24 protein-coding genes, 8 tRNA genes, 1 pseudogene and 1 riboswitch are annotated in these 23,421 nt (G+C 58.7%); of the genes and pseudogenes, 11 read left to right on the top strand and 22 right to left on the bottom strand.

Translation table 11 applies throughout. The annotated features are described in order from the left end of the window. Window positions 1-72 precede the first annotated feature (72 nt). A complete protein-coding gene (locus tag TC41_RS05095) occupies window positions 73-1,413 on the bottom strand; it encodes an ABC transporter substrate-binding protein (protein ID WP_041695072.1) in 1,341 nt (446 codons plus the stop codon). A gap of 283 nt (window positions 1,414-1,696) precedes the next feature. Next, window positions 1,697-1,980 (bottom strand): annotated as a pseudogene (locus TC41_RS15685) (transposase); the annotation flags it as partial. Window positions 1,981-2,204: 224 nt separating this feature from the next. On the opposite strand from TC41_RS15685, the gene TC41_RS05085 reads away from it, so the two are divergent. After that, window positions 2,205-3,376, top strand: a protein-coding gene (locus TC41_RS05085) for an IS3 family transposase (protein ID WP_258165038.1) whose coding sequence is annotated in 2 segments (ribosomal slippage) — window positions 2,205-2,463 and window positions 2,463-3,376 — 1,173 coding nt in all. Because the reading frame shifts where the segments join, the coding sequence is not laid out codon by codon here. A 195-nt stretch (window positions 3,377-3,571) separates the two neighbouring features. On the opposite strand, the gene TC41_RS05080 is transcribed toward TC41_RS05085, so the two are convergent. Next, a protein-coding gene (locus tag TC41_RS05080; RefSeq protein WP_202797562.1) for an IS3 family transposase occupies window positions 3,572-4,761 on the bottom strand; the annotation gives its coding sequence in 2 pieces (ribosomal slippage) (window positions 3,572-4,515 and window positions 4,515-4,761; 1,191 coding nt in all). Window positions 4,762-4,889: 128 nt separating this feature from the next. On the opposite strand from TC41_RS05080, the gene TC41_RS15680 reads away from it, so the two are divergent. After that, window positions 4,890-5,135 (top strand): tyrosine-type recombinase/integrase, encoded by a 246-nt coding sequence (locus TC41_RS15680; protein WP_081462247.1) that lies wholly within the window; start codon window positions 4,890-4,892, stop codon window positions 5,133-5,135. Window positions 5,136-5,225: 90 nt separating this feature from the next. On the opposite strand, the gene TC41_RS05070 is transcribed toward TC41_RS15680, so the two are convergent. The 7 genes from TC41_RS05070 to gndA form a co-directional block, all read right to left on the bottom strand. Beyond that, a tRNA-Ile gene (locus tag TC41_RS05070) sits at window positions 5,226-5,302 on the bottom strand. 7 nt (window positions 5,303-5,309) lie between these two features. Further along, window positions 5,310-5,384, bottom strand: a tRNA-Val gene (locus TC41_RS05065). Window positions 5,385-5,443: 59 nt separating this feature from the next. After that, window positions 5,444-5,518: transfer RNA gene (locus TC41_RS05060), tRNA-Asn, on the bottom strand. A 3-nt stretch (window positions 5,519-5,521) separates the two neighbouring features. Continuing rightward, a tRNA-Ala gene (locus TC41_RS05055) sits at window positions 5,522-5,597 on the bottom strand. A gap of 22 nt (window positions 5,598-5,619) precedes the next feature. Further along, window positions 5,620-5,702, bottom strand: a tRNA-Leu gene (locus TC41_RS05050). Window positions 5,703-5,709: 7 nt separating this feature from the next. Continuing rightward, window positions 5,710-5,786: transfer RNA gene (locus tag TC41_RS05045), tRNA-Arg, on the bottom strand. Window positions 5,787-5,944: 158 nt separating this feature from the next. Further along, complete coding sequence (gndA, locus tag TC41_RS05040; protein WP_041695712.1) at window positions 5,945-7,378, bottom strand: NADP-dependent phosphogluconate dehydrogenase; 1,434 nt, start codon at window positions 7,376-7,378, stop codon at window positions 5,945-5,947. Between the two features lie 313 nt (window positions 7,379-7,691). Here gndA and TC41_RS05035 point away from each other — a divergent pair, with 313 nt between their 5' ends. Beyond that, window positions 7,692-8,777, top strand: coding sequence for an NAD(P)H-dependent flavin oxidoreductase (locus TC41_RS05035; RefSeq protein ID WP_014463938.1), 1,086 nt, complete (start codon window positions 7,692-7,694; stop codon window positions 8,775-8,777). A 63-nt stretch (window positions 8,778-8,840) separates the two neighbouring features. Here the strand turns inward: TC41_RS05035 and TC41_RS05030 are convergent, their stop codons facing one another. Both TC41_RS05030 and TC41_RS05025 read right to left on the bottom strand, forming a co-directional pair. Further along, window positions 8,841-9,032 carry an H-type small acid-soluble spore protein gene (locus TC41_RS05030; RefSeq protein ID WP_041695711.1) on the bottom strand — a complete coding sequence of 64 codons (192 nt, stop codon included), beginning with the start codon at window positions 9,030-9,032 and terminating at the stop codon, window positions 8,841-8,843. Between the two features lie 137 nt (window positions 9,033-9,169). After that, window positions 9,170-10,645, bottom strand: a complete 1,476-nt coding sequence (locus TC41_RS05025) for an aldehyde dehydrogenase family protein (RefSeq protein ID WP_014463936.1) — start codon at window positions 10,643-10,645, stop codon at window positions 9,170-9,172. A gap of 324 nt (window positions 10,646-10,969) precedes the next feature. Here TC41_RS05025 and TC41_RS05020 point away from each other — a divergent pair, with 324 nt between their 5' ends. Together TC41_RS05020 and TC41_RS05015 are read left to right on the top strand one after the other, a co-directional pair. Continuing rightward, complete coding sequence (locus TC41_RS05020) at window positions 10,970-12,220, top strand: glycosyltransferase family 39 protein (protein WP_014463934.1); 1,251 nt, start codon at window positions 10,970-10,972, stop codon at window positions 12,218-12,220. A gap of 96 nt (window positions 12,221-12,316) precedes the next feature. Then, on the top strand, window positions 12,317-13,213 hold the full coding sequence (locus tag TC41_RS05015) for an alpha/beta hydrolase (protein WP_041695069.1): 897 nt from the start codon (window positions 12,317-12,319) through the stop codon (window positions 13,211-13,213). Window positions 13,214-13,326: 113 nt separating this feature from the next. Here TC41_RS05015 and TC41_RS05010 read toward each other — a convergent pair whose 3' ends face one another. The 3 genes from TC41_RS05010 to TC41_RS05000 form a co-directional block, all read right to left on the bottom strand. After that, a complete protein-coding gene (locus TC41_RS05010; protein WP_014463932.1) occupies window positions 13,327-13,932 on the bottom strand; it encodes a general stress protein in 606 nt (201 codons plus the stop codon). A gap of 218 nt (window positions 13,933-14,150) precedes the next feature. After that, window positions 14,151-14,240 (bottom strand) — tRNA-Ser (locus TC41_RS05005). Between the two features lie 38 nt (window positions 14,241-14,278). After that, window positions 14,279-14,353, bottom strand: a tRNA-Gly gene (locus TC41_RS05000). Window positions 14,354-14,542: 189 nt separating this feature from the next. Between TC41_RS05000 and TC41_RS04995 the strand changes: the two genes are divergently transcribed. From TC41_RS04995 to TC41_RS04980, 4 genes are all read left to right on the top strand, one after another. After that, window positions 14,543-14,989: a YfmQ family protein gene (locus TC41_RS04995; RefSeq protein WP_041695068.1), complete on the top strand. Its 447-nt coding sequence runs from the start codon at window positions 14,543-14,545 to the stop codon at window positions 14,987-14,989. 93 nt (window positions 14,990-15,082) lie between these two features. Then, window positions 15,083-15,913 carry a hypothetical protein gene (locus TC41_RS04990; RefSeq protein WP_041695067.1) on the top strand — a complete coding sequence of 277 codons (831 nt, stop codon included), beginning with the start codon at window positions 15,083-15,085 and terminating at the stop codon, window positions 15,911-15,913. 281 nt (window positions 15,914-16,194) lie between these two features. Next, window positions 16,195-16,339, top strand: a riboswitch (cyclic di-AMP (ydaO/yuaA leader). Beyond that, complete coding sequence (locus TC41_RS04985) at window positions 16,339-16,881, top strand: C40 family peptidase (protein ID WP_014463929.1); 543 nt, start codon at window positions 16,339-16,341, stop codon at window positions 16,879-16,881. Its footprint overlaps the riboswitch before it by 1 nt. A 199-nt stretch (window positions 16,882-17,080) precedes the next feature. Next, the gene (locus tag TC41_RS04980; RefSeq protein WP_014463928.1) at window positions 17,081-17,518 is read left to right on the top strand and encodes a 3D domain-containing protein; all 438 of its coding nucleotides are present in this window, start codon (window positions 17,081-17,083) and stop codon (window positions 17,516-17,518) included. Here the strand turns inward: TC41_RS04980 and TC41_RS04975 are convergent. The 4 genes from TC41_RS04975 to TC41_RS04960 all read right to left on the bottom strand — a co-directional run bounded on the left by TC41_RS04975 (window position 17,515) and on the right by TC41_RS04960 (window position 20,060). Further along, window positions 17,515-17,946, bottom strand: a complete 432-nt coding sequence (locus tag TC41_RS04975; RefSeq protein WP_014463927.1) for a DUF86 domain-containing protein — start codon at window positions 17,944-17,946, stop codon at window positions 17,515-17,517. The two genes, TC41_RS04980 and TC41_RS04975, sit on opposite strands and share 4 nt — an antisense overlap. A 4-nt stretch (window positions 17,947-17,950) precedes the next feature. Next, window positions 17,951-18,427: an NUDIX domain-containing protein gene (locus TC41_RS04970; RefSeq protein WP_014463926.1), complete on the bottom strand. Its 477-nt coding sequence runs from the start codon at window positions 18,425-18,427 to the stop codon at window positions 17,951-17,953. 1 nt (window position 18,428) lies between these two features. Beyond that, on the bottom strand, window positions 18,429-18,911 hold the full coding sequence (locus TC41_RS04965) for a divergent PAP2 family protein (protein ID WP_014463925.1): 483 nt from the start codon (window positions 18,909-18,911) through the stop codon (window positions 18,429-18,431). 66 nt (window positions 18,912-18,977) lie between these two features. Continuing rightward, entirely contained in the window at window positions 18,978-20,060 is a 1,083-nt protein-coding gene (locus tag TC41_RS04960; protein ID WP_014463924.1) for a M42 family metallopeptidase, read from the bottom strand. A 132-nt stretch (window positions 20,061-20,192) separates the two neighbouring features. Here TC41_RS04960 and TC41_RS04955 point away from each other — a divergent pair, with 132 nt between their 5' ends. Together TC41_RS04955 and TC41_RS04950 are read left to right on the top strand one after the other, a co-directional pair. Continuing rightward, entirely contained in the window at window positions 20,193-20,513 is a 321-nt protein-coding gene (locus TC41_RS04955; protein ID WP_014463923.1) for a YunC family protein, read from the top strand. A gap of 123 nt (window positions 20,514-20,636) precedes the next feature. Continuing rightward, on the top strand, window positions 20,637-21,236 hold the full coding sequence (locus tag TC41_RS04950; protein ID WP_014463922.1) for a DedA family protein: 600 nt from the start codon (window positions 20,637-20,639) through the stop codon (window positions 21,234-21,236). Here the strand turns inward: TC41_RS04950 and TC41_RS04945 are convergent. The 3 genes from TC41_RS04945 to bcp form a co-directional block, all read right to left on the bottom strand. After that, window positions 21,221-22,468: an HD domain-containing protein gene (locus TC41_RS04945; protein ID WP_014463921.1), complete on the bottom strand. Its 1,248-nt coding sequence runs from the start codon at window positions 22,466-22,468 to the stop codon at window positions 21,221-21,223. The genes TC41_RS04950 and TC41_RS04945 overlap by 16 nt on opposite strands. Before the next feature lie 71 nt (window positions 22,469-22,539). Then, window positions 22,540-22,893: a HesB/IscA family protein gene (locus TC41_RS04940; protein WP_041695066.1), complete on the bottom strand. Its 354-nt coding sequence runs from the start codon at window positions 22,891-22,893 to the stop codon at window positions 22,540-22,542. A 51-nt stretch (window positions 22,894-22,944) separates the two neighbouring features. Beyond that, the gene (bcp, locus tag TC41_RS04935) at window positions 22,945-23,415 is read right to left on the bottom strand and encodes a thioredoxin-dependent thiol peroxidase (protein WP_014463919.1); all 471 of its coding nucleotides are present in this window, start codon (window positions 23,413-23,415) and stop codon (window positions 22,945-22,947) included. Window positions 23,416-23,421: the final 6 nt, after the last annotated feature.

Below are 23,421 nucleotides of genomic sequence, written 5' to 3'. Positions count from 1 at the left end.
CACCTCAAGTCCGTCTTTGATGCAAAATGGGGAACCAGTGGCACACCATCGTGCCACTGGTTAGATAGAACTTCATCCGTTGGAAATAGACTGCCCGGAAATACGTGCGGCGTTCTGTTCGGCGGTCTGAAGCGCTTGAGTAATATTCGCCCCCTTAAACACCGAAATGTAGGCCTGAGATAGCGGCTGGGAATAATCCTCAAAATATCCACCATAATTGGTGGTCGGGATGTGCTTAGAGACGGATGCGAAGAACTTATAAATGGGCATACCAAAGTAGGGGAAATTCTGATCAAAATCGGTACCCTTAGCTGTATAATACGACTCCCATGAAGGGAAAAGCCCGTACTTCAATTGCACGTTCTCACCTGGGACGGTATACAAACAATAGTTGATGAAGTCCCAGGCCGCCTGAGGATTCTTGCTATCCTTCGTAATTGCCAAAACAGATCCGCCTGTGTCAGCCTCATTGTTCCCTCCCGGAGTGAATGCCGGAAGCGGAACAATCCCCCACAGACCACTTTGTTTGGGGGCGCTATTCATCATGGTACCTGCGTACCACACCGCTGACAAAATCGTGGCAACCTGACCATTTGCAAAGGCAGCGATACCATCGTTCCAAGTTGGAGCATCCGCCACAATACCCGCCTTGCCCCATTGCTGAATCACACTCATGGCCTTCTCGAGTTGAGGATTCAAGAAGTCGATATCCCCATTACGATTCACATAGCTTCCACCAAGCTCATTGACCAAAATCATAAGAGTGGTCTGTATACCTTGACTTGGTTCCGATGTGTTCTCTGCTAGCATTTTGACCTTCCCATGGAAATGAGCCACCAACTTCTTTCCTGCAGCGAGGTAGTCTGCCCACGTCTTGATTGAATTTGGATTAATGCCCGCTTCGCGAAAAAGATCTTTCCGATAATACAATGCAGCTGGCCCCAGATCCCACGGCGCGGCATAGATTTGACCGTTCTGCAGCGTTACATCCAGCGCGACAGGAGCGATATGATTTTTAATTGAACCCATATAGGGGCTCAAATCCACAAAATCCCCAGGAAACTTATGGAGAAACGTCTGAAAATCTCGTTGCTGTACCTGAATAATATCTGGAGCGTCCCCAGCAACAAGCTCTGGAATGACCTTCTGATAGGCCGTATCCACGTATTCTACGTTCACCTTAATCCATGGGTACTTCTTCTCAAATCCAGGAATCTCTGCTCTCAAGGAGTCTGCAGCATCATTCCACGCAGCCACCGTAATCGTCACAGGCTGGTGAGTTGACGCGCTCTCCTGTCGCGTCTGCGTAATACTTGAGTTCGAGGCGCCATTCGTTCCACATCCAGAAGCCACTATTCCCGCCACCGCTACGGACGCAGCCATTGTGGCATATCTAATCTTCTTCGCACGCATATCGTTTCCCCCTCACATGTGTACTCGAGACCACATTTGACAGAATACCTAGTTCCGATGTATTCGGGTCCGTTACCCTCCTTTCATGAAAACGGTTACTTATTGACAGTATAGGTAAGTATAAAGCTGCATGTCAATACCCAATCTTTTCGTCAATAAACTTAGAGGGTGCCTTCGCACCTCTCCAGTGTTTAAACGGAAGTTCACTCGAGGCCGACGCCAGAAGGTCAAGTCCGAGATCGTGTGTAAAATTGCCCTCTTTGGCGAATGGAGCGGTGAGCGCTTAGGCCGTTGCTGCACAAGCCTGAGCTGATTCTCTCCAGGCCTGTTGCGCCTTCTTCCATGCCTCGTGCTCGTCCATGTTGAAATATTTCCGCCCTGTCGTCCATTCTTCGTCGATTTCCATCAGTAACGCCCCAGCAGACGGATCGCCGATTCCCGGTTGGGGAAGATGCGAATGACCCGCTCGCGGCGCCGAATCTCTTCGTTGAGCCGTTCGACACCGTTGGTCGTGCGTAAGCGCCGCCGATATCGCTCAGGTAAGACGAGAGCTCTGAAAAAGTCATTGTTCATTGGGCGATTTCACGGTATTCTTATATGTGTATAACACATCGGATTGGTGGTGATCCCTTTGTCTAAAAGAAGCATCCTCGTCCTACATCGAAATCGTCAACAGCAACACTTGCTCGCTCATCTCGATGGAGCGATCGCTGGCTCACTGATGTTAGGATCAAACTGTGGACAGGGCGAATCGAGAATGTAAAAATAAGTTGAATTCGAGGTGAGCCCTTGTGACACAGAAGTACGACAAAGAATTTAAACTGCACGCAGTAGAGTTGGCGCTCGAGAGTGACAGACCGGCGAGCGAAGTGGCTCGTGATCTCGGGATTTCCCCGAAGAGCTTGTATGGGTGGATCGCCAAGTATCGTGAGGATCCCGATCACCCCTTTGTTGGAAGTGGACACCTGCGCCCGGATGCACAAGCCCAACGCGATTTGGAGCGGGAAAACCGACGTTTGCGCGAGGAGAACGAGATCCTAAAAAAAGCTGTGCGCATCTTCACGCACGACCGGAAGTAGCCTTCGCTTGGATCCATGCACACCGCTCCGAGCTTTCGGTTCAGAAGATGTGCCAACTCCTACGGGTTTCTCGGAGCGGGTATTACGCCTGGTGCAAACGCCCGGAAAGCCAACGTGCGAAGCGACGCAAGCGCTTGATTCGACGGATTCACGAGTTGTTTGTGGAGTCCAGGCGCTTGTACGGCAGTCCGAAGATTACGGCACTTCTTCGTCGAGAAGGAGAACGCATTGCTCAAAAGACCGTGGCGCGTTGGATGAAAGAGCACGGCCTCCGAAGCCGGACGGTGCGCAAGCACAAGGCCACCACGGCGTCACAACACACGTATCCTGTGCACAAGAACGTGCTCGACCAACGCTTTGTGACGGAGCACCCCGGTCAGGTGTACATGGCCGATATCACGTACATCCCGACCGACGAGGGGTGGGTGTATCTGGCGAGCGTGGAGGACTTGTATACTCGAAAGATCGTCGGATGGCGTGCGGATGCACGCATGACGAAAGAACTTTGCTTGGACGCACTTGATCAGGCCTATCGACGAGGACGGCGCAGAGAAGGATGTGTCACGCTCCATCATTCGGATCGCGGTAGCCAATACGCGTCGCACGAGTATCAAGATCGCCTACGAGCGTATGGTATGGTGCCAAGCATGAGTCGAAAGGGAAACTGTTATGACAATGCCTGCATGGAATCCTTTCACAGCGTTCTCAAGCGGGAACTCATCTATCTGGAGCGATTCAAAACGCGTGCGGAGGCCATCCAGCGGATTTTTGAGTACATCGAAGTCTGGTACAACCGAAAGCGAATCCACGCATCCATCGGATACCATACCCCGGACGAATGGGAGCGGTGTTATTTTGCGAATACGGGGTTGAGGACGAGATAACCGCTCATACCGAAGTGGTATTGAGTCAATACAGTGGACACATCAAAACCGAGAATGTACAAGATTTCCTGCGCGATGCGCTGCCTCGGCCGTGCTTGACATGGAGCCTCCGCGGGCATGATGTCGCGTTTGACCGCAGCCGAGCCACGCTCGCCCTTGGAAGACCGGCCAGGCTATCATGCCCGCCTCTCCACGTCAAGCACTCACTTGGCCATCTGCACCGACACCTTTCAACTTCGCCTCGAAGTATTGGCGCTCGACGTCATCGGGCGTCCGATACCCAACTGCACCGTGGATCCGTTGTCGGTTGTACCAGATTTCGATGTACTCGAAGATCCGTCGGATGGCCTCAGCTCGCGTCCGGAATCTCTCTAGGTACACGAGTTCTCGCTTGAGCACGCTGTGGAATGATTCCATACAAGCATTGTCATAACAATTCCCTTTCCGACTCATGCTTGCCGTCATCCCATAGGCTCTGAGCCGGTTCTGATACTCATGCGACGCGTACTGGCTTCCACGATCCGAATGGTGCAGGACAACGCCGTCGCGTTGCTGCCTGTGTTTGTGTGCTTGCTCCAACGCGCGGATGCAGAGCTCTTTGGACATCCTCGCACCTGCGTTCCAACCCACAATCTTACGGCTGTACAGATCTTCAACGCTGGCAAGATACACCCAGCCTTCATCTGTCGGAATGTACGTGATATCTGCCATATAGACCTGTCCTGGCCGTTCTGCCACAAAGCGTTGATTGAGGACGTTCTCATGCACGGGATGACGATGCTTCGAATCGGTTGTCGCTTTGTACTTGCGTACGGTACGACTCCGAAGCCCGTGCTCTCGCATGAGACGCGCTACCGTCTTTTGTGCGATGCGTTCCCCGTCCCGACGTAGGAGCGCTGTGATCTTTGGACTCCCATACAATCGACGAGATTGCAGGAACAGTTCATGAATGCGACGAATCCGTCGCTTCCTGCGCTTGGCCCGAAGACTTTCGGGCCGTCCGCGCCATGCGTAGTAGCCGCTCCGAGATACACCGAGGACTTTGCACATCTTCTGAACCGGAAATTCGGAGCGGTGCTTGTGGATCCAGGCATACACTACTTCCGGTCGTTGGTGAAGATGCGCATGGCTTTTTTTAGGATCTCATTCTCCTCTCGCAATTGGCGATTTTCCCACTCCAGATCGCGCATCGCTTTCGCTTCTGGTCTCAGGTTTCCGCTTCCGACGAACGGGGTTTCAGGATCTTCGCGATACTTCGCGATCCACCCGTACAAACTCTTCACAGATATCCCGAGATCGCGTGCGATTTCACTTGCTGGCTTGTGGCCTTCCAAAGCGAGTTGAACAGCATGGAGTTTAAAGTCGTTGTCGTACTTTTGTGTCACGTGGCTCACCTCGAATCGACTTATTCTTACATTCTCGATTCGCTGTGTCCACTGTTTTAACCTAACTACCATTTGTTGTTCGTCTTCCTGCAACGCCATTACCTTCCCCAAACAGTTGGAATAACGCAATTCAAACCGCAAGAAAGGAGCTTCAACTCCCGCCAGTTTCATTTCACGGACTTCGACATACCCACGCAACGTGGCTGCTCGAGAGTGGCGTGGATCTGAAGATCGTGAGCGAACGACTAGGCCACGGTTCAATCACCATCACAGCCGACATTTATGCTCATGTCACTGACGCAATGCAACGTGAAGCGATGGAAAAACTGAAGACCATGATGCAAGCGCGCCGCTTGCATTCCTTGTCTGATTGAGACTTGTAACTTCCTTGTCACTACGATGTATAGAGAAACCCCGAAAATCCGCTTATAGCAAGCAGTTTCGGGGTTTCTCTCGTAGGTATGTGGTGGGCCCAGGTGGACTCGAACCACCGACCTCACGATTATCAGTCGTGCGCTCTAGCCGACTGAGCTATGAGCCCATAAAAATGGTGGGCGGTGGCAGGATCGAACTGCCGACCCCTCGCGTGTGAGGCGAGTGCTCTCCCGCTGAGCTAACCGCCCATCTCACTCAATTGCGGGTATCCACATGTGAAGATTGCCTCGCTTGACGGGGAGTGCGTTGGCTCCCCGAGTAGGATTCGAACCTACGACCCTCCGGTTAACAGCCGGATGCTCTACCGCTGAGCTATCGAGGAATGTGGTGGAGCTAAGCGGATTCGAACCGCTGGCCTCCAGAGTGCGATTCTGGCGCTCTCCCAACTGAGCTATAGCCCCACATGGTCTCCCCGTCAAGCGTTGGTCCCGGAGGCCGGACTCGAACCGGCACGGTTTCCCGCACGATTTTGAGTCGTGTGCGTCTGCCAATTCCGCCACTCCGGGAATCACATGGCGTGCCCGGAGAGATTCGAACTCCCGACCTTTTGATTCGTAGTCAAACGCTCTATCCAACTGAGCTACGGGCACGCGTCTCTGTCGCTCGTCTCCGCTCATCGCGTCACTGACGAAGTCGACGTTGAGTAATGTATCACGGTTCTCGAGAAAACGCAAGCCCCTGTGGGTGATTTTTTTGCAGACCCACAGGGACCGGGCCGATGTGTATCCACGGAGTGGAAAGAGCAGGCTCAGACTTCCGTCAACATGGGCTCGCCGCTCAGCCAGTGGAAGTGGAACACGCCATCGCGATCGGTCCGGCGAAACGTGTGTGCACCGAAGTAATCTCGCTGCGCCTGCAGCAGGTTGGCGGGCAGCCGCTCCGAGCGATAGCTGTCGTAGTACGCGAGCGCGCTCGCAAACGCAGGAACAGGCACGCCGTAAGCGACGGCAGTCGCCACGACGCGGCGCCATGAATCCTGGTACGACGCAATGAACGCCCGGAAGTAAGGATCCAGAAGCAAGTTTGGAAGATCAGGATTCCGGTCGTAAGCCTCCTTGATGTTGTGCAAGAAGCGGGCCCGGATGATGCAGCCGCCGCGGAAGATCATCGCGATGGCGCCGAGATTGAGATTCCACCCGTACTCCTGCGACGCTTGGCGCAGTTGGGCGAAGCCTTGCGCGTACGAACAGATCTTGCTCGCGTAAAGCGCGCGGCGGACATCCTCGATGAACGCGTCGCGATCGAGCGATTCCCGAGGCCGCTCGGGGCCGGGAAGCACCCTGCTCGCGGCCACGCGTTCCTCCTTCATGGCCGACAAAAAGCGGGCGAAGACGCTTTCGGTAATCATCGTGAGGGGCACGCCGAGATCGAGGGCGCTTTGGCTCGTCCACTTGCCAGTTCCTTTTTGTCCGGCCGTGTCGAGGATGACGTCGACCATGGGCCGCCCAGTCTCCGGATCGCGCTTCGAGAAGATGTCCGCGGTGATTTCGATCAGGTAACTGTCGAGTTCGCCTTTGTTCCACTCCGAAAAGACGTGGTGGAGCTCGTCGGCGGACAGGCCGAGGACCTCGCTCAGCAGGTGATACGCCTCGCAAATGAGCTGCATGTCGCCGTATTCGATGCCGTTGTGGACCATCTTCACATAGTGGCCTGCGCCGTCTGGGCCGATGTAGGTGCAGCAAGGATCCTCGCCCACCTTCGCGGCGATGGCCGTCAAAATGGGCTCGACGAGCGCGTACGCGTCCCGGCTGCCGCCCGGCATGATGGCAGGTCCCTTCAGCGCCCCTTCTTCGCCGCCGGAAATGCCTGTACCGATGAAGAGAATGCCCTTTTCCTCGAGCTCCCTGTGCCGCCGCCGCGTGTCCTCGAAGTACGAATTCCCCCCGTCGACAATCACGTCTCCGAGCTCGAGCAGCGGCACGAGTTGCGAAATCGCCTCGTCCACGGGGCGTCCAGCCTGGACCATCAGGATGATGCGCCGCGGGCGCTCAAGCGAGGCGACGAAATCCTGAAGCGAGTAGGTCGGTATCATCTTCTTGTCTTTCGCCTCTTCCGCAAGTTCCTGTGTTCTCGAGGCCGTGCGGTTGTACACAGCAACCGTGAAGCCTCGGCTCTCGATATTCAGGGCCAGGTTTTTGCCCATGACCGCAAGACCTATCACGCCTACCTGTGCTTCTGCCACGCTCTCCACTCCTTGTCTGTCCGAGTTCCGCTCACGCGGCGGATCGCCCTCATCATAGAACAGACAGAACTCTTCGACAAGTAGAGAAGGTTGCAAGATTAGCACCAGAGCGCGATGGCCGTGCACAGACAAAAGGAGCAGCCTCTCGGCCGCCCCTTTTGCAAAGGCTGTTGACACGCCACCGAACCACGCCAATGCGTCCGTTCTCGCGGCACATCAACCTCCTGTGCTCACATTTTGCCCCGCCGGCCGGAGAGGTATACACTGAACACCATCTGGTTCCATGCGCCTCACAGGGCGAAGGAGGGATTCCATGGCTCAAACGAACGAGTGGCTTCGGGCTCTGGGCGTGCGCCACCCGATTTTCGCCGCACCGATGGCCGGAGGCCCGTCGACACCCGAACTGGTCGCGGCCGTGAGCGACGCGGGAGGTCTCGGCTTCCTCGGCGTGGGGTACCTGTCCCCCGAAGAGACGCGGGCAGCCATTCGCCGCGTGCGGGCGTTGACGGACGCCCCGTTCGGTGTCAACGTGTTTATCCCGGAGGACCCCAAGGGAGACGCGAACCATACTATCATGGCGATGAAGACATGGCTGCGCGAGTGGTTGGACGATCCGGCACTGGCGGACGAGATCGACGGCATCGACCCTCATATGCCAACGCTCGCCGCGTTCGAAGCTCAGGTGGACGTCATCCTAGAAGAGCGCGTGCCCATCCTAAGCTTTACATTTGGCTGTCCTGACGCCGACACCATACGGTGGTGGAAAGCAGCGGGCGCGTGCGTCATCGGCACGGCCACCACGCCGGAGGAAGCCGCGGCGCTCGAGCAAGCAGGCTGTGATGCCGTGATCGCGCAAGGATATGAGGCCGGTGGCCACCGGGGCTCCTTCCTGCCCATCGACGAAACCCGGCTCATCGGGACGATGGCGCTCGTGCCTCAAGTGGTCGATCGCGTCCGCATTCCGGTCATCGCGGCGGGCGGCGTCATGGACGGCCGAGGCATTGTCGCGTGCCTCGCGTTGGGTGCAATCGCGGTGCAAATGGGGACAAGTTTCCTGGTGACGGACGAGAGCGGCGCCCACCCGGCGTACAAACGAGCCGTCATGGAGTGGCGGGATCGCGGCACGGCTTTGACGCGGAGTTTCTCAGGCAGACCTGCGCGAGGCATTCGCAACGCCTTCATGGAAGCGGTGGAACGAGCAGGGATACAGGTTCCGCCGTACCCGCTTCAGAACACCCTGACTCAGCCGATTCGCCGCCGCGCGGCTGTGTTGGGAGATGCCGAACGAATGTCGCTGTGGGCGGGACAGGGCTACCCCATGGCCAAGCCCATGCCTGCAGCGAAAAGGGTGCAGGAACTCGTGCAGGAGATGGAGCGTGTGAAATCTCTCCTGCGCTAAGCTGATGGCCATGCAAAGCGATGAGCGCCGGCTGTTAAGTCTACGCCGGCGCTCCGCAGAAGGTCAATGCACCACGTGTTGCTCCGTCAAATCGCGCACGTGTACCTCGTAGCGATGGTCCGGGTTCTTGAGATGATACACTCTGGCCTTCTGGGTTTCCTCATCCACCGACTGAATGTACACCTGATGGCCCTCGTGTGTGACGTGGGCCATCACGGGCGACGAAGCGATTTCCTTCGCGCGCTGAAGATCCATGTCGGACACCTCCTCGTGATCGCCCTTGAGGTTTCCCCACGCCGCGAGAAACATGAGGGCTTTTTTTCTGGCGGCCTTGGCGCCATCACGACAGCATCGGTCCGCGTTCTACCGCTTCGTCATCCTGTCACACAGGTTTACGAAAACGGATACTCCCTGGGCTCCTTCTGCACAGAAATCCACTTCAGCGTCGTGAACTCCTCGATGCCCCATTCGCCGCAATAACGGCCGATGCCGGAAGCCTTTTCTCCCCCAAACGGTACGTTGGATTCCACGTTGACCGTCTGGTCATTGACATGGATCATCCCTGTGACGATGCGCTGGGCGACGCGAATGCCACGCTCGAGATCTCCCGTGAACACCGCGCCCGACAGTCCATAGTCCGAGTCGTTTGCCACGTTCACGGCCTCTTCCTCGCTGTCCACAGGCAGAATCGCCGCCACCGGACCAAAGATCTCGTTTTTCGCGATAGGCATGTCGTTCGTCACATCGGCCAGGATGTAGGGGTACATGAGCTGGCCTTCGAGCTTCCCCTCCAAAACGAGGCGCGCCCCCATCTTTACGCTCTCGTCGATGAGGCCCATGATCCGTTTCGCCTGGCGCTCGTTGATGAGGGGACAAATCACCGTCTCGGAGTCTGCCGGATCGCCGACCTTCACCTTTTCGGTAGCTGCCTTGAACTTCTCGACAAACTCATCGTACACCTTGCGGTGGACAATCATGCGATTCGTCGCAATGCAGATCTGGCCTTGGTGCAGATATTTCCCGAACACAGCTGCGGCGACCGCCCGGTCGACGTCCGCATCGTCCAGCACGATGAACACGTTGTTCCCGCCGAGCTCGAGCGCTACCTTGCGCAGCGATCGCGCCGCGACCTCAGCGATATGTCGGCCTGCAGCCGTGGATCCAGTGAACGAGATCACCCGCGGAATCGGATGTTCGACCATCGCGTCGCCAATCTCGTCGAGATCGGCTACCACCACGCTCAACAGCCCGGGTGGAAGCCCCGCCTGTTCAAACAACTCAGCCACGAGAAGCCCGCCAGTGATGGGCGTCTGAGAATCCGCCTTGAGGACGATGGCGTTCCCCGTCGCAAGGGCCGGGGCCACCACGCGGATGCTGAGGTAAAACGGCCAATTCCACGGCGTGATAGCGCCCACGACTCCGACGGGGGTGCGATACACGCGATTTTCCTTGCCCGGAATGGCCGAGGGAAGGATGACAGCGGTCATTTTGTGCGCATACTCGGCGGCCAGTTTGATATCGCCGATGGAAGCATCCACCTCGATGCTCGCCTTCAGATGGGAACTTCCCGTCTCCTCGACCAGGTAGCGCACGATCTCGGCCTTCCTCTGCGTGAGAATGGCGGCCGCGCGCTCCATCGCCTCGGCGCGCGTGAATGCACTCGCCTCAGCCCACGCTTGCTGTGCCGCCTGGGCTTTTCGATAAGCCAGATCGATATCTTGCACCGATGCCAGCGGAAGCTCCGCGAGGACCTCCTGATTGTACGGATTGCGAACCGTCACCGTCCTGCTGCTCGTCCCAGGCCTCCACTCTCCTCCAAGGTACAGTTTGTTCCATTGGCCATACTTCACCGCGGTTGTGCTCGACACTTTGTCTCACCTCTCTTGGCGTTCTGCGCGAGTGGGCACTCTGTCTCACCACGGCGATCCGGCGATGATAGCGCTTGCACGATCCCGCCTACGATTCGCCATGCAATTCCAATTTTACAGAATACGAGTCTGGGTATTTTTCATCGCGTGTCCAGGGATCTTTCGCTTTTTTGACCTCATCTTATCGCTTGGAATGCCTGAGGTAACCCACAAATCTGTTCCAAGCTCGAAACTTTGCCGGATTTGCGCTAGGATTGGGGACAGCGTGGAAAGGAGCAAGCGCACATGATAGGCAGTGCGAGTTTGCGTCGGGACGGACGTGCGATGGCCATTCTCATCGCCGTCAACCTCGTGCTGAGGTTCGCGTGGATCTCTTTCATGCACCCCGCGCAGCAGGCGGATTTCGCTTGGTACTATGAGCGCGCGGTTGAACTGGCCCACAACCAGGGCTACAACTGGATGGGGCATCCGACGGCCTATTGGCCCATCGGCTGGCCGTTTTTTCTGTCCGTGATCTACCGTGTGACAGGACCGTCCGTCAGGATCGGTCTCGCGGTGAACGTTCTCCTGTCGACGGGCATCGTGTGCCTGATTTATGCGTTGACCCGCATGCTGTTCCAGGACTGGAGATACGCCACGTGCGCAGCAGTGGCGTACACCTGCCTGCCAAGCCAGATTCTATGGAACAGCGTCTTGGGTTCCGAAGAATTGTTCACGCTCCTCCTCATGCTGTTCTTTGTCCTTTATGTGCGAGGGGCGAGCGGTCCACCCAGATTTCGATGGCTGGCCGTGGCAGGTGCGATGATGGGGCTCGCTTGCGATGTCCGGCCCATCCCCTTGGCGTTTCCCGCCTTTTTGTTCGTGTACGAGTGGTGGATGGCCAACCCCGCTGGCACATCACCCGCCATGCGGATGGCGTCGCGGGCGGCCCGCGCCCTTCTTCGCGTCCTCTGCGTGGCTATTTTCATGTTTGTCGCGATCCTGCCCGTCACCCTTCGAAATCGTATCGCTATGGGCCACTTCGTCCTCGTATCGACGAACGGCGGCACAAATTTGTGGCAAGGTGTTCACGTCAACGGCGGCTACTGGTGGTCGTACAACCCGTACGTCAATCCCTTAGTACAAGTGACCAACGAAATCACGAAAAACGAACTTGGAGAACATCTCGCCGAGCAATACATCTTGCACCATCCCTGGAAGACCTTCTTGAACGGATGGATCAAGATCTTTGACTTGTACAAGAACGACGTCAATGCGAATTGGTACACCTTCCGCATGTCCGTCCGGTTTCATTCATGGCTTCACGCCATTGATGCATGCACGACCGTGGCGTATTGGGTACTGATGTGCCTGAGCTTGCTCGGCATCGCCTATACGTGGAGGAGACATCGGGATGCTCGCCGGTGGTCTGCGCTTCTTCTGACTTTCATCGTCTACTACACGTGCTTCTTTTTCTTCTTCCCCGCGTGGGACCGGTTCCGCTACCCTCTCATGCCTTTGTTCTCTGTCTTTGCTGGTCCGTCCTGTCTCTGGTTACGGCATCGGTTCAAACATGCGATCCGCCCGCACGGTTGACCATGGGTATCTCCATACGCGGGCGGGATCGTCAGCATTTGAGCAATGTGATATTCTAGCTAGTAAAGTGATACCGCTTACAAAGGAGGCGTTCCCATGCCTAGCCCACAGGCGCTTTCCGTTCGATCGATGTTGCAACAAATGCGCGCATCACAGAACCCCGCAGAACTCAGCCTAGAAGCACAGCGAGCTGGCCTGGATCAAATGGGCCGGACCATTCCTAAGCCCGAAAACGTGAGGGTGGAGCGAACGTCGTTCGGCGGCGTGCCCGGCGAATGGGTTGCGATAGCCGACGAGCCCACGACGCGGGTCATGCTGTACCTGCACGGCGGTGCGTACTACATGGGCAGCTGTGAATCCCACCGAAGCCTGGCGTGGCGGCTCGCTCAAGCGTCGGGAGCGCGCGTCGCCCTCATCGAGTACCGACTTGCCCCCGAACACAAGTTTCCAGCCGCAGTGGAGGACGCCGTGAAAGCGTACGAATCCCTGCTCGCACAAGACATCGCACCAGACCGAATCGCCATCGCCGGAGACTCCGCTGGAGGTGGTCTGACGCTCGCCACGCTCGTCTCGCTGCGCGATGCCGGCAAACCGCTTCCCGCGTGCGCCGCAGTCCTCTCGCCTTGGACGGATTTAGCGGGCACAGGGCCATCGATGGAATCGCGAGCCGCATACGACCCTTGGCTTGAACCCGAAGGGATCCGCAAGGCGCCGCTCTTGTACTGCAGTCCGGAACAATTGACACATCCGCTAGTGTCGCCGCTTTACGCGGATCTGACTGGATTACCCCCCATCCTCATTCACGTGGGTCACGACGAATGCCTTCTCGACGACTCCGTGAGACTGCACGAAAAGCTGCGGCAGGCTGGCGTGGAGGCGCGAGTGCATATCTGGGAGGACATGTGGCACGTATTTCACAGCTTCCCAATCCCGGAAGCGGACGAGGCGCTTAAAGAAATCGGAGATTTCATGAAAGAGAAAATTCCGGAGTAAGGCGCTTGCCGGGCCCGTGCACTGACTAACCTTGGATGACCACGGGCCCGGCGCGCCAGCGACTCGACTTGAATCGAGTCCGAGTCTGCGCAGCGCATTCGCATGAAACAGGATCAGGCTTCCGCAGGCTTTTCCGTTGACGGAGCCGAACGCCCGTCTTCCGGAACACTGCTGTTGTCAAACATCTCAATTTGCGTGCAATTCGTTTGTTGAAGCGCGTAGTAAGCCTTGGCCACGAGGTCAGACGGTCCGCTGACCATCACCAGGTACTCGCCCTCTTTGATAGAGCGCTCGAATTGGACCGCTTTTTCGTGCTTCAGGCCCCAGCCGACGAGCAATCCAGCCAGCCCGCCAAACAAGGCTCCTTCCACCGCCGAGGTTAAGGCGTACGCGATGGGTCCGAAAAGGAGCAATGGCCCCGTCACCGGCGCGAAAAACACGGTGAAGCCCAGGAGCAAGCCGAGCATACCGCCCCACAAGGCGCCAAATTTGCTGCCTTCCTTGGCCACGCCGCGGATGGTCGTGAAGCCAAGCGGGCGATCTTCGATCGAGAAATTCTTCCCGACTAATGAAATATGCACCGCCGGGATCTGCCTTTCTAGTAACATTTCGACCGCCTTTTCCGCGTCGACATAGGTCTTGTATGTCGCAGCGACATGATCGGTATGGCGATCGTGCAATCCTTGCGACGATAACGCTTGATTTTCGGTTGGTTCCATTGGGACACTCCTCTATCGCCTGCGCAGACTCGGACAGCCCCAGTGTATCAGGGCCCAAACGCAGGAGCAAATCCGGGGACTTCCACTGTTCCATCGAGCCTCGCAGAGGGCAATAGGCAGAAGGGGGGCAGAAGAAAGAGGCATAACTGCGAGTGAACATAACTGCGAGTGAACCAAAAATGGCGAGGGCTCAAAACGCTCGCCATTTTTGAGTTTGTTGGCGGAGAGGGTGGGATTCGAACCCACGGTGCCCTTGCGGACACGGCGGTTTTCAAGACCGCTGACTTCAACCACTCGCCCACCTCTCCACATGACAACGAAGGAGAGGCCAAACCTCCCCTCCAAATGGAGCGGAAGACGGGATTCGAACCCGCGACCCTCGCCTTGGCAAGGCGATGCTCTACCCCTGAGCTACTTCCGCATATGTCCACGTCTGAACGCAGCTATACTTTACATCGACGTTGAGACGCGTGTCAACTCCTCCAAGGGCTCTACAACTCCACAAAACGTCACAAAGGTAGCGCCGGTCCCGGAAATTTCGATACAAATGGCCGCGCCCCGAGCGCTATAATATCGTCAAGGCGAGTTCATCAACAAGGGGAGATCCGGGTTGCCAGCCATTCCGCAGTGGGTTGTATATGCTGCCGCCGTCGCGTTCCCCATTCTGGCTTTTGCACTGACACCGCCAAGCATATGGGTCAACCGACTCGTTTCGTCGCTGTCCATCCATCCAACGTTTGATGTCTCCCGTGTGACATCGGTCAACGTGTACGGAACGGAACTACGTGGACGTGATCGCGACCGGTTTCTTCACGCATTTAACCAGGCAGATTTCCTGTTTGAGCGGGGGATGATCCCCGAACTCAACTACAATCCGATTTTTATCCGCGTCAAAGAGGGTAAGCGGATGTATGAGTTCACCGCGTACCTCTACGGGGACGGCATGGTCCAAATGGTCCGGCACAAGCGGAAAAAGAACGTTCCCTACCGCGTGTCATCTCAGCAGTTGGAGATGGTGCTCCAATCCTGCATCCGGGATCCCTGGTGGGTGAGCTGAGGCACGAGCCAAGCTTCAAGCGGATTTCAAGCATGGTGTGTTACGTTACAACCGTACCGCGCTTATTCCAGTTTCGGTACGGAGGTGGCAACGATGCCAATGTTCCTGCACCGGAAGGCCCTTGTTGGTTCTGCCGCTGTGCTGTCGACCCTCGCCGCGGGCGGCGGTGTGGTCTTTGCAGCGGTTGACCGCGGTCACGAATCTGTGCGCGCAGCCAGCGAGCAATCGGGATCGCCGGTGCGCGCGGATCGTCAAATCTTCCGCACGCTGAGGCAAGACCTTGTGAGCGAAGCGGCACAGGAACTCCATCTCACCCCAACCGCTCTTCGCCAGGACTGGCGAGAAGGCAAGACGATGGAACAGCTCGCCGCGCAAGCGGGTATCTCTACGTCCACGCTTATCTCGAATCTCGAAAGCAAGGCCCAGTCAGACATTCAAGCCGACGTTGCGAACGGAACCCTCACGAGCGCACAAGCTTCGAAAATCGAATCGAAGGTCGATCTCGCCATTCAAGCGTGGGTGAACGGAAAGTGGCCGGCTGGATGGGACAAGGTGCGTCCGCGCGGAGCCGGCGTGTGGCGCCGAGAGTTGATTGCGACTGCCGCGCAGGACTTGCACCTGTCGACCTCGTCGCTCATCGCCGATTTGCGTAAGGGGCAAACCCTCGCCGAGATAGCTGCGGCACAGGGCGTCTCCACGTCAACGCTCATCTCCGACCTCGAGAATGCGGCGCAAGCCGACATCCAAAAAGCCGTTTCCAATGGAAAGATCACCGCGAGCGAGGCACAGGCGATATTGGGGCGGATCGACACGTGGATCACGGACTGGGTCAACGGCACGCTCCCCCATCCTTCAGGCGCCCATCTGCCAGGCGGGCAACCGACATCGTCGACAACCGGTTCCAATACGGCTTCCAACGCGTGAAGCGCAGTTCCTCCATGGCCCCGACGTCGAGTCGGGGCCTTTGCTTTGGCCCCCGTATGATGTCCCGATGTCCCTTCGCGTCAGTCGCTTGATGATGTTCCGCGGAGTTCCGTGAAGTTCCCAACCTCCAAGATCACCCTTTGACTTTCCACAAGGAACCGTATCGAAGAAACCAATTTACCTGTGGCTCTTCCTTTTAAGGCATTCATCCTCCGCCTGATCCATGATTCTCGTAATGAATGAGCTTGCGCTTCCTGTTACGCTTTCAGTGCACCACTCACACCAAGATTACGCCGAATCCTGCGAAACGCAGGTACGGGGGACAAGCGGGCTTGATGCCCAGGGGTGAATTGCGCCTCGTGCGCATAGGGGGACTCTTCCACCCGAACCCGTCAACTAACCTCGGAGGCTACAGGAGGAGAAGCATGCTGCCGAAACGAACGTCCCTTGGAGCGATTGCCGCGACGGCCGCCACTCTTGCAACGCTGACCATGGGCGGCTGCACTGCCCTCGCGCAAACTTCGTTGCCCCCTGGGGTTCATCTCGATCCGTCCATTCGACCTCTCGCTTCAGAAAACGCGTCTTACCAACAGAAAACGCAGGCGGTCCTGGAGGTGGCCGAAAGCAAGATCGGCACGCCCTACATCTGGGGGCACAACGAAGACCGCGGTCAGTACGGATTCGACTGCTCGAACTTTGTGGAGTACGTCTATCACCACGCTCTCGGGTATCGCTTTACGACGTCGTCACGCCTTCAATACCTCGAAGTAGGCTGGCGCGTCCCGTACAGCGACCTGAAGCCTGGCGACCTGCTCATCTTCGACGACGGCGGGCATGTCGGGATTTACGCAGGCAACGGAGAAATGATCCAGTGCGGCGGCGGGCTAGGACGCGTCGGCTTCCTCAGCGTGCGGCCGGGATCGTACTGGTATCGGCACCTGTCGGCTGTTCGACAAATGTACACCTGAACCCTACAGTCGCCCGGCCGCGATGACCATTCGCTTCGGCCGGGCCCATCCATTCTATAGCCCCCTTGCGTTGCATAATTTGCCCTTCTATGCACATCTTACAACCATGAACCGATCCCGATGCATAGGTATGTGCCTCACACTCGTCTGTGCAGCCGCTTGTTGGTGCTCGAGCGCCGCGCCGGCGCGCGGAACGACGGTGGCGAAGCAGGCGCACGCGACCGCCCACGCGCAGTCGGTGTCGTGGCGATCCGAGCCGGAGGCCATCACGGTGTTCGGCCGCAGCTACGACATTCGCCGGTGTCGGAAGCTCACCGACACGTTTGTCGTCACGGCCTACAACCTGGATCGCTTCTCCACCGGAAAGGACCCTGGCGATCCCGGCTTCGGGGTGACGAGCACCGGGCGGCCCGCCGTGATCGGACGGACCGTTGCCGTCGATCCGGCGGTGATCCCCTACGGCAGCCTGCTCTACATCGAGGGCGTGGGCTGGCGAATCGCGGAAGACACGGGAGGTGCCATTCGAGGCCATCACATCGACGTGCTCATGCCGTCGCGGAAACATGCCTTGCAGTTTGGGGTGAAGCGCAACTGCCGGGTGACCGTGTACATCCCGGACGATCTCGACGACGTCTAGTGGTTGCGCAAAAACGCGCGAATCTGGTCCATGAAGGGAGCGAACAGATCCGCGTAGCGCGAGACGGCCTCGCGCACGTCCTTCGGCGTGATGCGGGCGTGATCGCGAAGCAGGCGAGATCGGAAGTCGATCACGCCGGTGAAGACATCGAACCACCGAGCGTCGAGGACCTCTTCCTCGACGAGGACTTTGACGATATCGGCGTAGCCGCCGGGATCGCGCATCACAAGCGCGTCGATGATGAGCGAGGCGATGTCGGTGACGTACTCGACGCTCGTCCACAGCGCGCGCTCGGCGGCGAGCTGCCACGTGAGATCTTCTTCCCACGCGTCCTCCCGCTCGGCCAAATCCTCCAACCACGCGGCCCGAGCGCTGAGGGCTTCGAGCCACGCCTCAATTTGCCGCTTATGATCCTTTGTCAGAAACACCGTCTCACCTCACTTGAAAACGCGAGGCAACCTCCGAAAAAAGCCTCGCGAATACGTCATCCTGAACAAACGGGCTGCGATCGGTGCACGGGAACCCTTGTAGACCCAAAATCCAAGGCACGAGGCGCACCGCCGTGGTCTCCGACGTCGCGGGCCGAGCCTTCACGTCGTGCACGTCGGCGAGATACACCCATTTGCTCGCCTCGGAGCCGTCGCGCAGGACAATGGTATACTGGGCAACCCAGTCGAGGTTCTCGAGCAGAGCGCCCGCCTCTTCAAACGCTTCGCGCCGCGCTGCGGCGTCCGGCGTCTCACCCGGCTCCACCTTGCCCCCGGGAAGCTCCCAGCCCCGCGCGTGATGGCGAACCCACACGCAGCCGTCGAACAGCCTCGCAAACACGAGCACCGAGTGCGGCGCGGGATCGCGCAGGGCGGGATCGAAGGTCAGATGCTTGGCTGGCGCAAACCCCTCGCCCTCCACGTTACCACCACCTGCCAAACACAATACCGATAACGAGGCCAATCAGGCCGCCCACGACGATCTCGGCCGGTTCGTGCCCGAGGATCTCCTTGAGGCGTTCGCCTTCGGCCTGCCCTGCGACGGCGGACTCCGACCGCTGGGAGAATTCCATCGCGATGCGGTTCAAAAGGACGGCGTGCTCGCCGGCGTGACGCCGAATGCCGCCGGCATCGTACATGACAATGGCGGCGAAGACCACGGCGACGGCGAAAATGGGTGACCCCGGGCCGACGACAAACCATAGCGCGCTGGCAAGGGCCACCACGCCCGCCGAGTGGGAACTCGGCATGCCCCCCGCCCCAAAGGCGCGGCTCCAATCCCAGGCTCGCGTTGTCACATAATGGATGGGGACCTTCAGAATTTGGGTCACCACGATGGCGCAGATGGCAGCCATCAGCGCGGTATTTCCCCACAAGCCCTGCAGAAAATGCAGAAGATCGGGCATTCCGGGGCCTCCTCGAGAAGCGAGGCGCCGAGTCACCGGCGCCTCGCGGACTGTCCATTCTTCACTTTACCACGCCTGAATTTCGGTGACCATATCCCTGTCCAGCGCCTTGACCATGGCCGTGACGAGCTGAATCGCCTGCAGATAGTCGTCCTCGTGCACGACGCCGTTGTGGCTGTGGATGTAGCGCGTCGCGAAGCCGATGTTGACGCTCGGCACGCCGATGCCGTGCAGGTGGAACGCCCCTGCGTCCGTACCGCCCCCCGCCAGGCTGCTGAGCTGAACCGGGATGTTTTCCGCTGCGGCGATGTCCAGCACAAAATCGCGGAAGCGATTGTTCGGGATCATGGAGTGATCGTAAATCATGAGCAGCGGGCCCTTGCCGGCGTCGCCGAGGTGCTGGCGCTCCCCGCTCTCAATCCCGGGCGTATCGCCGGCCACACCCACGTCAATGGAGATGGCGATGTCGGGATCGACTAGATGAACGAGCGTTTTCGCGCCGCGCAGGCCAACCTCCTCCTGAGCTGTGGCGCCCGCAAACACAACGTTCGGGTGGGACTGCCCTTGCAGTTCCTTGAGCACGCAGAGCGCGGTGGCGCAGCCAAGTCGGTTGTCGAGCGCCTTCGACACATACATCTTCGGATTGCCGAGCTGCGTGAACGGGCTGTACGGGACGATGGCGTCGCCCGGCCGCACGCCCATTTCCTCGGCGTGCTCCTTGCTCGTGGCCCCGATGTCCACGAACACATCCTTCAGTTCAACCACCTTTTTTCGTTCGTCCGCCGACAAAACGTGAGGAGGCTTCGAGCCCGTGACGCCGAGCAGCGGCCCCTTGCGCGTCTGCACGATGACGCGCTGCGACAGCACGACCTGAGACCACCATCCGCCGATGGGCTGGAATTTCAGGAAGCCCTCCGACGTGATGTGCGTCACCATGAAGCCGATTTCATCGAGGTGGCCCGCAATGAGCACCTTGGGCCCATTTGGGTCACCGGTTTTGCGTCCGACCACGCCGCCTGTGCGGTCTCGCAACAATTCCTCGGAAAGCGGCCTGAGGCGCTCCTCGAAGAGCTTGCGGACGCCGGATTCGTAACCCGAGATCCCGTGGGCGTCGCAGAGATCGCGCAACACTTCAACATGTGGATGCATCGATGACTCTCCCCTCTGCGCCAAATCTGACACCGCCACTCATGATATCACAACCTCGATGGGACAACGCGCGCGCACCCTTGGCACTTTCGGCTCATACGATGGAGAGAACGCGAGGAGGAGAGATGCGGGATGGTGCGCGTGGAGCCCATGTGGATTGAAGGATATCCCTTCGCTGCGGTGCAGGTAGATTTGCCGAAGACGACGCTCCTCGTCATTGTGAATTCCGTGGGGTACGCGATGTGCGGGGCGCTGGACGTCCAACTTTTGCGAACCAAACTGCGGGATCGAAACGTCGTGGCCATGCGCGCGACGGGCGTTCGCACGCTGGAGGAATTGCTCGCGGCGCCTGTCGAGAGCCAAACCCAGGCCGCCGAGGAACTCGGGATTCATGCCGGCATGCCGATGCGTGAAGCGCTTGCGACGCTCGGGCGCGCCGCGCAGAACGGATGACCCGTTCTGCGCCTGGACAAGCTCGGTTTGAACTCGGCCTCATCCGACAGGGTCCTTGAGTTGTGGCGCAAACCAGGTACCATGGGAGACAGGTCTGTCCGCCCAACGCTCAAGGAACGGAGGATGAACGTGTCGCATCTGACTACGCTTGTGATCCACCATGGCCTTCTCGGCATCTTCGTCTTGATGGCCCTCGAGAGCTGCTGCATCCCCATTCCCTCTGAGGTTGTGATGCCGCTCGCCGGCTTCCTCGCCTATCGGCACCTTCTCGGCTTTTGGCCTGCCGTCGCAGTGGCCGCGGTGGCCAATGTGGTGGGCAGCCTCGTGGCGTACGCCATTGGCAACTACGCAGGGCGGGCCTTCGTCCTTCGCTACGGCCGCTACGTCGGTCTCACGCCCCGCCACCTGGAGCGCGCAGAACGCTGGTTCCTTCGCTTCGGTGAAGCGACGGTCTTTTTCGGCCGCATGGTGCCCGCCGTGCGCACGTTCGTGTCGCTGCCCGCGGGCTTTGCGCGGATGTCCCTCGCGCGATTTGTCCTCTTCAGCCTGCTCGGATCGTTCGTGTGGAACCTCGCGCTCGCGTACGGTGGTTACCAGCTGAACAAGCACTGGCAGCTCCTAGCCGATCACGTCAAGCCCTTCACGTACGTCGGCGCCGCCATCCTTGTGGCTGCGCTGATCTGGTTCTGGTTCCGCCGCCGATCCGATCAAAGAGCGGAATAAGCGATGGAGCGGACGCGCGCCGAGAGAGGATTGGACGGATCCAGCATCTCCTTCGGCAAAAACAGCCGCTCTTCCTGGCTTGGCACGAGCGTCCGGATGAGCTTGGACGCCTGGCTGAGATCCTCGACGCGGCCGCTTTCATCCCGCAGGAGCAGTCCCTGACCAATCACGTCATATCCCGGGATCTTACACGCGCGCAGCGAGACATAGTAGTCTGGGTGAAAGCCCATCGCCTTCGCCGTGGTGCGCAACAGTGCGAGATCGTCCACCGGCGTCGATCCCTGGCGCACCACGGGCGCGAACAGACGGCGGTGGAGGAAGCGCTCGGCGAGATCGCGTAGAATGGGATCCGGGTTTTCCGCAAACGTGTGAAAGGCGTACAACAAGACGGACTCGTCCAACCGGATGTACCACGACACATCCTCCATGTCGCCCTGAAGCACGCGCCTGAGGGGCTCCGGCATGGCGATCCGCTCTCCCTGCGCAACGAGATCCTTCGCGCGCACAAGGATATTTTCGACGAGGACGTCGCTTCCCACCGTGACCGGGTGCAGGTAGACCTGAACGTACATAAAGTATCGCGCCAACAGGTACTGTTCCACCGTGTGGAGATTTTGACGTTTCACGTAGATGCGCCCGTCCCAATACGTCAGTGAGCGGATGAGCCTGGCGAGTTCGAACAAACCGTACGACACGCCCGTGGCTTCGGCGTCCCGGAGCATGTAGTCCATCCGATCCACGTCGAGCTGGCTCGAGATGAGCGACTCCACGGCCGGATACCGGCTCTCGCGACGAAGGACGCGGACGAGATCGAGCGCGAATTCGTCGTCCACACCGTCGAGCACGGACCGGAGCGCGGGATCTTCCAGAATGATGCGATGCGTCCACGCCTCGTGCTGGACGCCAAGAACCGACTCGAACGTGTGCGAAAAGGGGCCGTGTCCGATATCGTGTAGAAGTGCCGCGGCCAGAGCGAGCCGGATTTCGCGCGGGTCGGTCGGCCAGCCGCATTCTCGCTGCAGGTGGTACAGCACCCGGCGCATGGTCTCGTACGCACCCAAGGAATGGGCGAATCGGGAATGCTCCGCGCCGTGAAACGTCAGAAACGAGGTCCCGAGCTGGCGGATGCGCCGAAGGCGTTGAAACGCCGGTACGTTCACCAGCGCCCACAGGAGGGGATCGTCAAACAGGATCTCGTCGTGAACGGGATCTTTGAGAACTTTTTCGAACACGTGGCGCCCTCCAAACGTCGACCTACGCGGCAACGGGCCGACCGAAGACGCCCTCGGTCAGCCCGTCCAGCTCAATTGCACGATCCCGGCTGCCCCGCACGCGTGGCGGTGCGGAAACTTGAACCGCAGCCGCACATTTGCGTGGCGTTCGGGTTGTTGATCTTGAAGCCTTGTCCCGTGAGATCATCCACGTAGTCGATCTCGGATCCGTCGATGAGTTCCAGGCTCTCCGGATCCACCACAAGCTTGACGCCGTGCTGCACCGTCACCACATCGCCCGGCTTCTCGTTGTCAAGTGCGAGGCCGTATGTGAATCCTGTGCAGCCGCCCGGTTTGGTATAGATGCGCAGCGCATCCTCCCCCGACGCCTGCGACTCCAGGAGCGTGCGGACGCGCTCTGCAGCTTGCTCGGTCAGCGAAATCATCGTCATCGCCTCCCTTTCCAGCTTCTATTATACGCCTTCTCGTACCCCGTTTCAGCCCGCGATTTCCCGGACCTTCGCGAGCACCTCTTCCGCATGCCCGTCGACCTTGACTTTTGGAAACACGGCCGCGATGGCGCCGTCGCGATCGATCACATAGGTCGTGCGCTCAATGCCGAGTGTCTTGCGGCCGTACATGTTTTTTTCCTTGAGCACGTCGTACGCCTGGCAGATCTGGCCGTCCGGATCCGAGAGAAGCGGAAAGTTCAGGCCGTGCTTGTCCCGAAACTTCGCGTGCGAGCGCACGTCGTCCCTCGACACCCCGTAGATGACCGCACCGACCTCCTCGAACCGCGACTTGAGATCGCGGAACGCGCAGGCCTCCTGCGTGCAGCCCGGTGTATCGTCCTTGGGATAGAAGTAGAGAACCACGACCTTTCCGCGCAGATCCGACAGCTTGACCGTCTCGCCCGAGTCGGACTCCGCCGAGAACTCAGGCGCCTTCACGCCGACTTCCAGAGCCATAGAAAC

Source organism: Alicyclobacillus acidocaldarius subsp. acidocaldarius Tc-4-1, from assembly GCF_000219875.1.
GTDB lineage: Bacteria > Bacillota > Bacilli > Alicyclobacillales > Alicyclobacillaceae > Alicyclobacillus > Alicyclobacillus acidocaldarius_A.
The sequence above is the reverse complement of the archived record's forward strand: the minus strand, read 5'-3'. Positions and strand labels throughout refer to the sequence as shown.

Coding starts and splice junctions, on each gene's coding strand:
- TC41_RS05020 (WP_014463934.1), top strand. CDS start 10,970: ATGGCCATTCTCATCGCCGTCAACCTCGTGCTGAGGTTCGCGTGGATC.
- TC41_RS04985 (WP_014463929.1), top strand. CDS start 16,339: ATGCTGCCGAAACGAACGTCCCTTGGAGCGATTGCCGCGACGGCCGCC.
- TC41_RS04990 (WP_041695067.1), top strand. CDS start 15,083: ATGCCAATGTTCCTGCACCGGAAGGCCCTTGTTGGTTCTGCCGCTGTG.
- TC41_RS05030 (WP_041695711.1), bottom strand. CDS start 9,032: ATGGATCTTCAGCGCGCGAAGGAAATCGCTTCGTCGCCCGTGATGGCC.
- TC41_RS05015 (WP_041695069.1), top strand. CDS start 12,317: ATGCCTAGCCCACAGGCGCTTTCCGTTCGATCGATGTTGCAACAAATG.
- TC41_RS04955 (WP_014463923.1), top strand. CDS start 20,193: ATGGTGCGCGTGGAGCCCATGTGGATTGAAGGATATCCCTTCGCTGCG.
- TC41_RS04950 (WP_014463922.1), top strand. CDS start 20,637: ATGAACGTGTCGCATCTGACTACGCTTGTGATCCACCATGGCCTTCTC.
- TC41_RS05010 (WP_014463932.1), bottom strand. CDS start 13,932: ATGGAACCAACCGAAAATCAAGCGTTATCGTCGCAAGGATTGCACGAT.
- TC41_RS04965 (WP_014463925.1), bottom strand. CDS start 18,911: ATGCCCGATCTTCTGCATTTTCTGCAGGGCTTGTGGGGAAATACCGCG.
- TC41_RS05035 (WP_014463938.1), top strand. CDS start 7,692: ATGGCTCAAACGAACGAGTGGCTTCGGGCTCTGGGCGTGCGCCACCCG.
- TC41_RS05095 (WP_041695072.1), bottom strand. CDS start 1,413: ATGCGTGCGAAGAAGATTAGATATGCCACAATGGCTGCGTCCGTAGCG.
- TC41_RS04940 (WP_041695066.1), bottom strand. CDS start 22,893: ATGATTTCGCTGACCGAGCAAGCTGCAGAGCGCGTCCGCACGCTCCTG.
- bcp (WP_014463919.1), bottom strand. CDS start 23,415: ATGGCTCTGGAAGTCGGCGTGAAGGCGCCTGAGTTCTCGGCGGAGTCC.
- TC41_RS04960 (WP_014463924.1), bottom strand. CDS start 20,060: ATGCATCCACATGTTGAAGTGTTGCGCGATCTCTGCGACGCCCACGGG.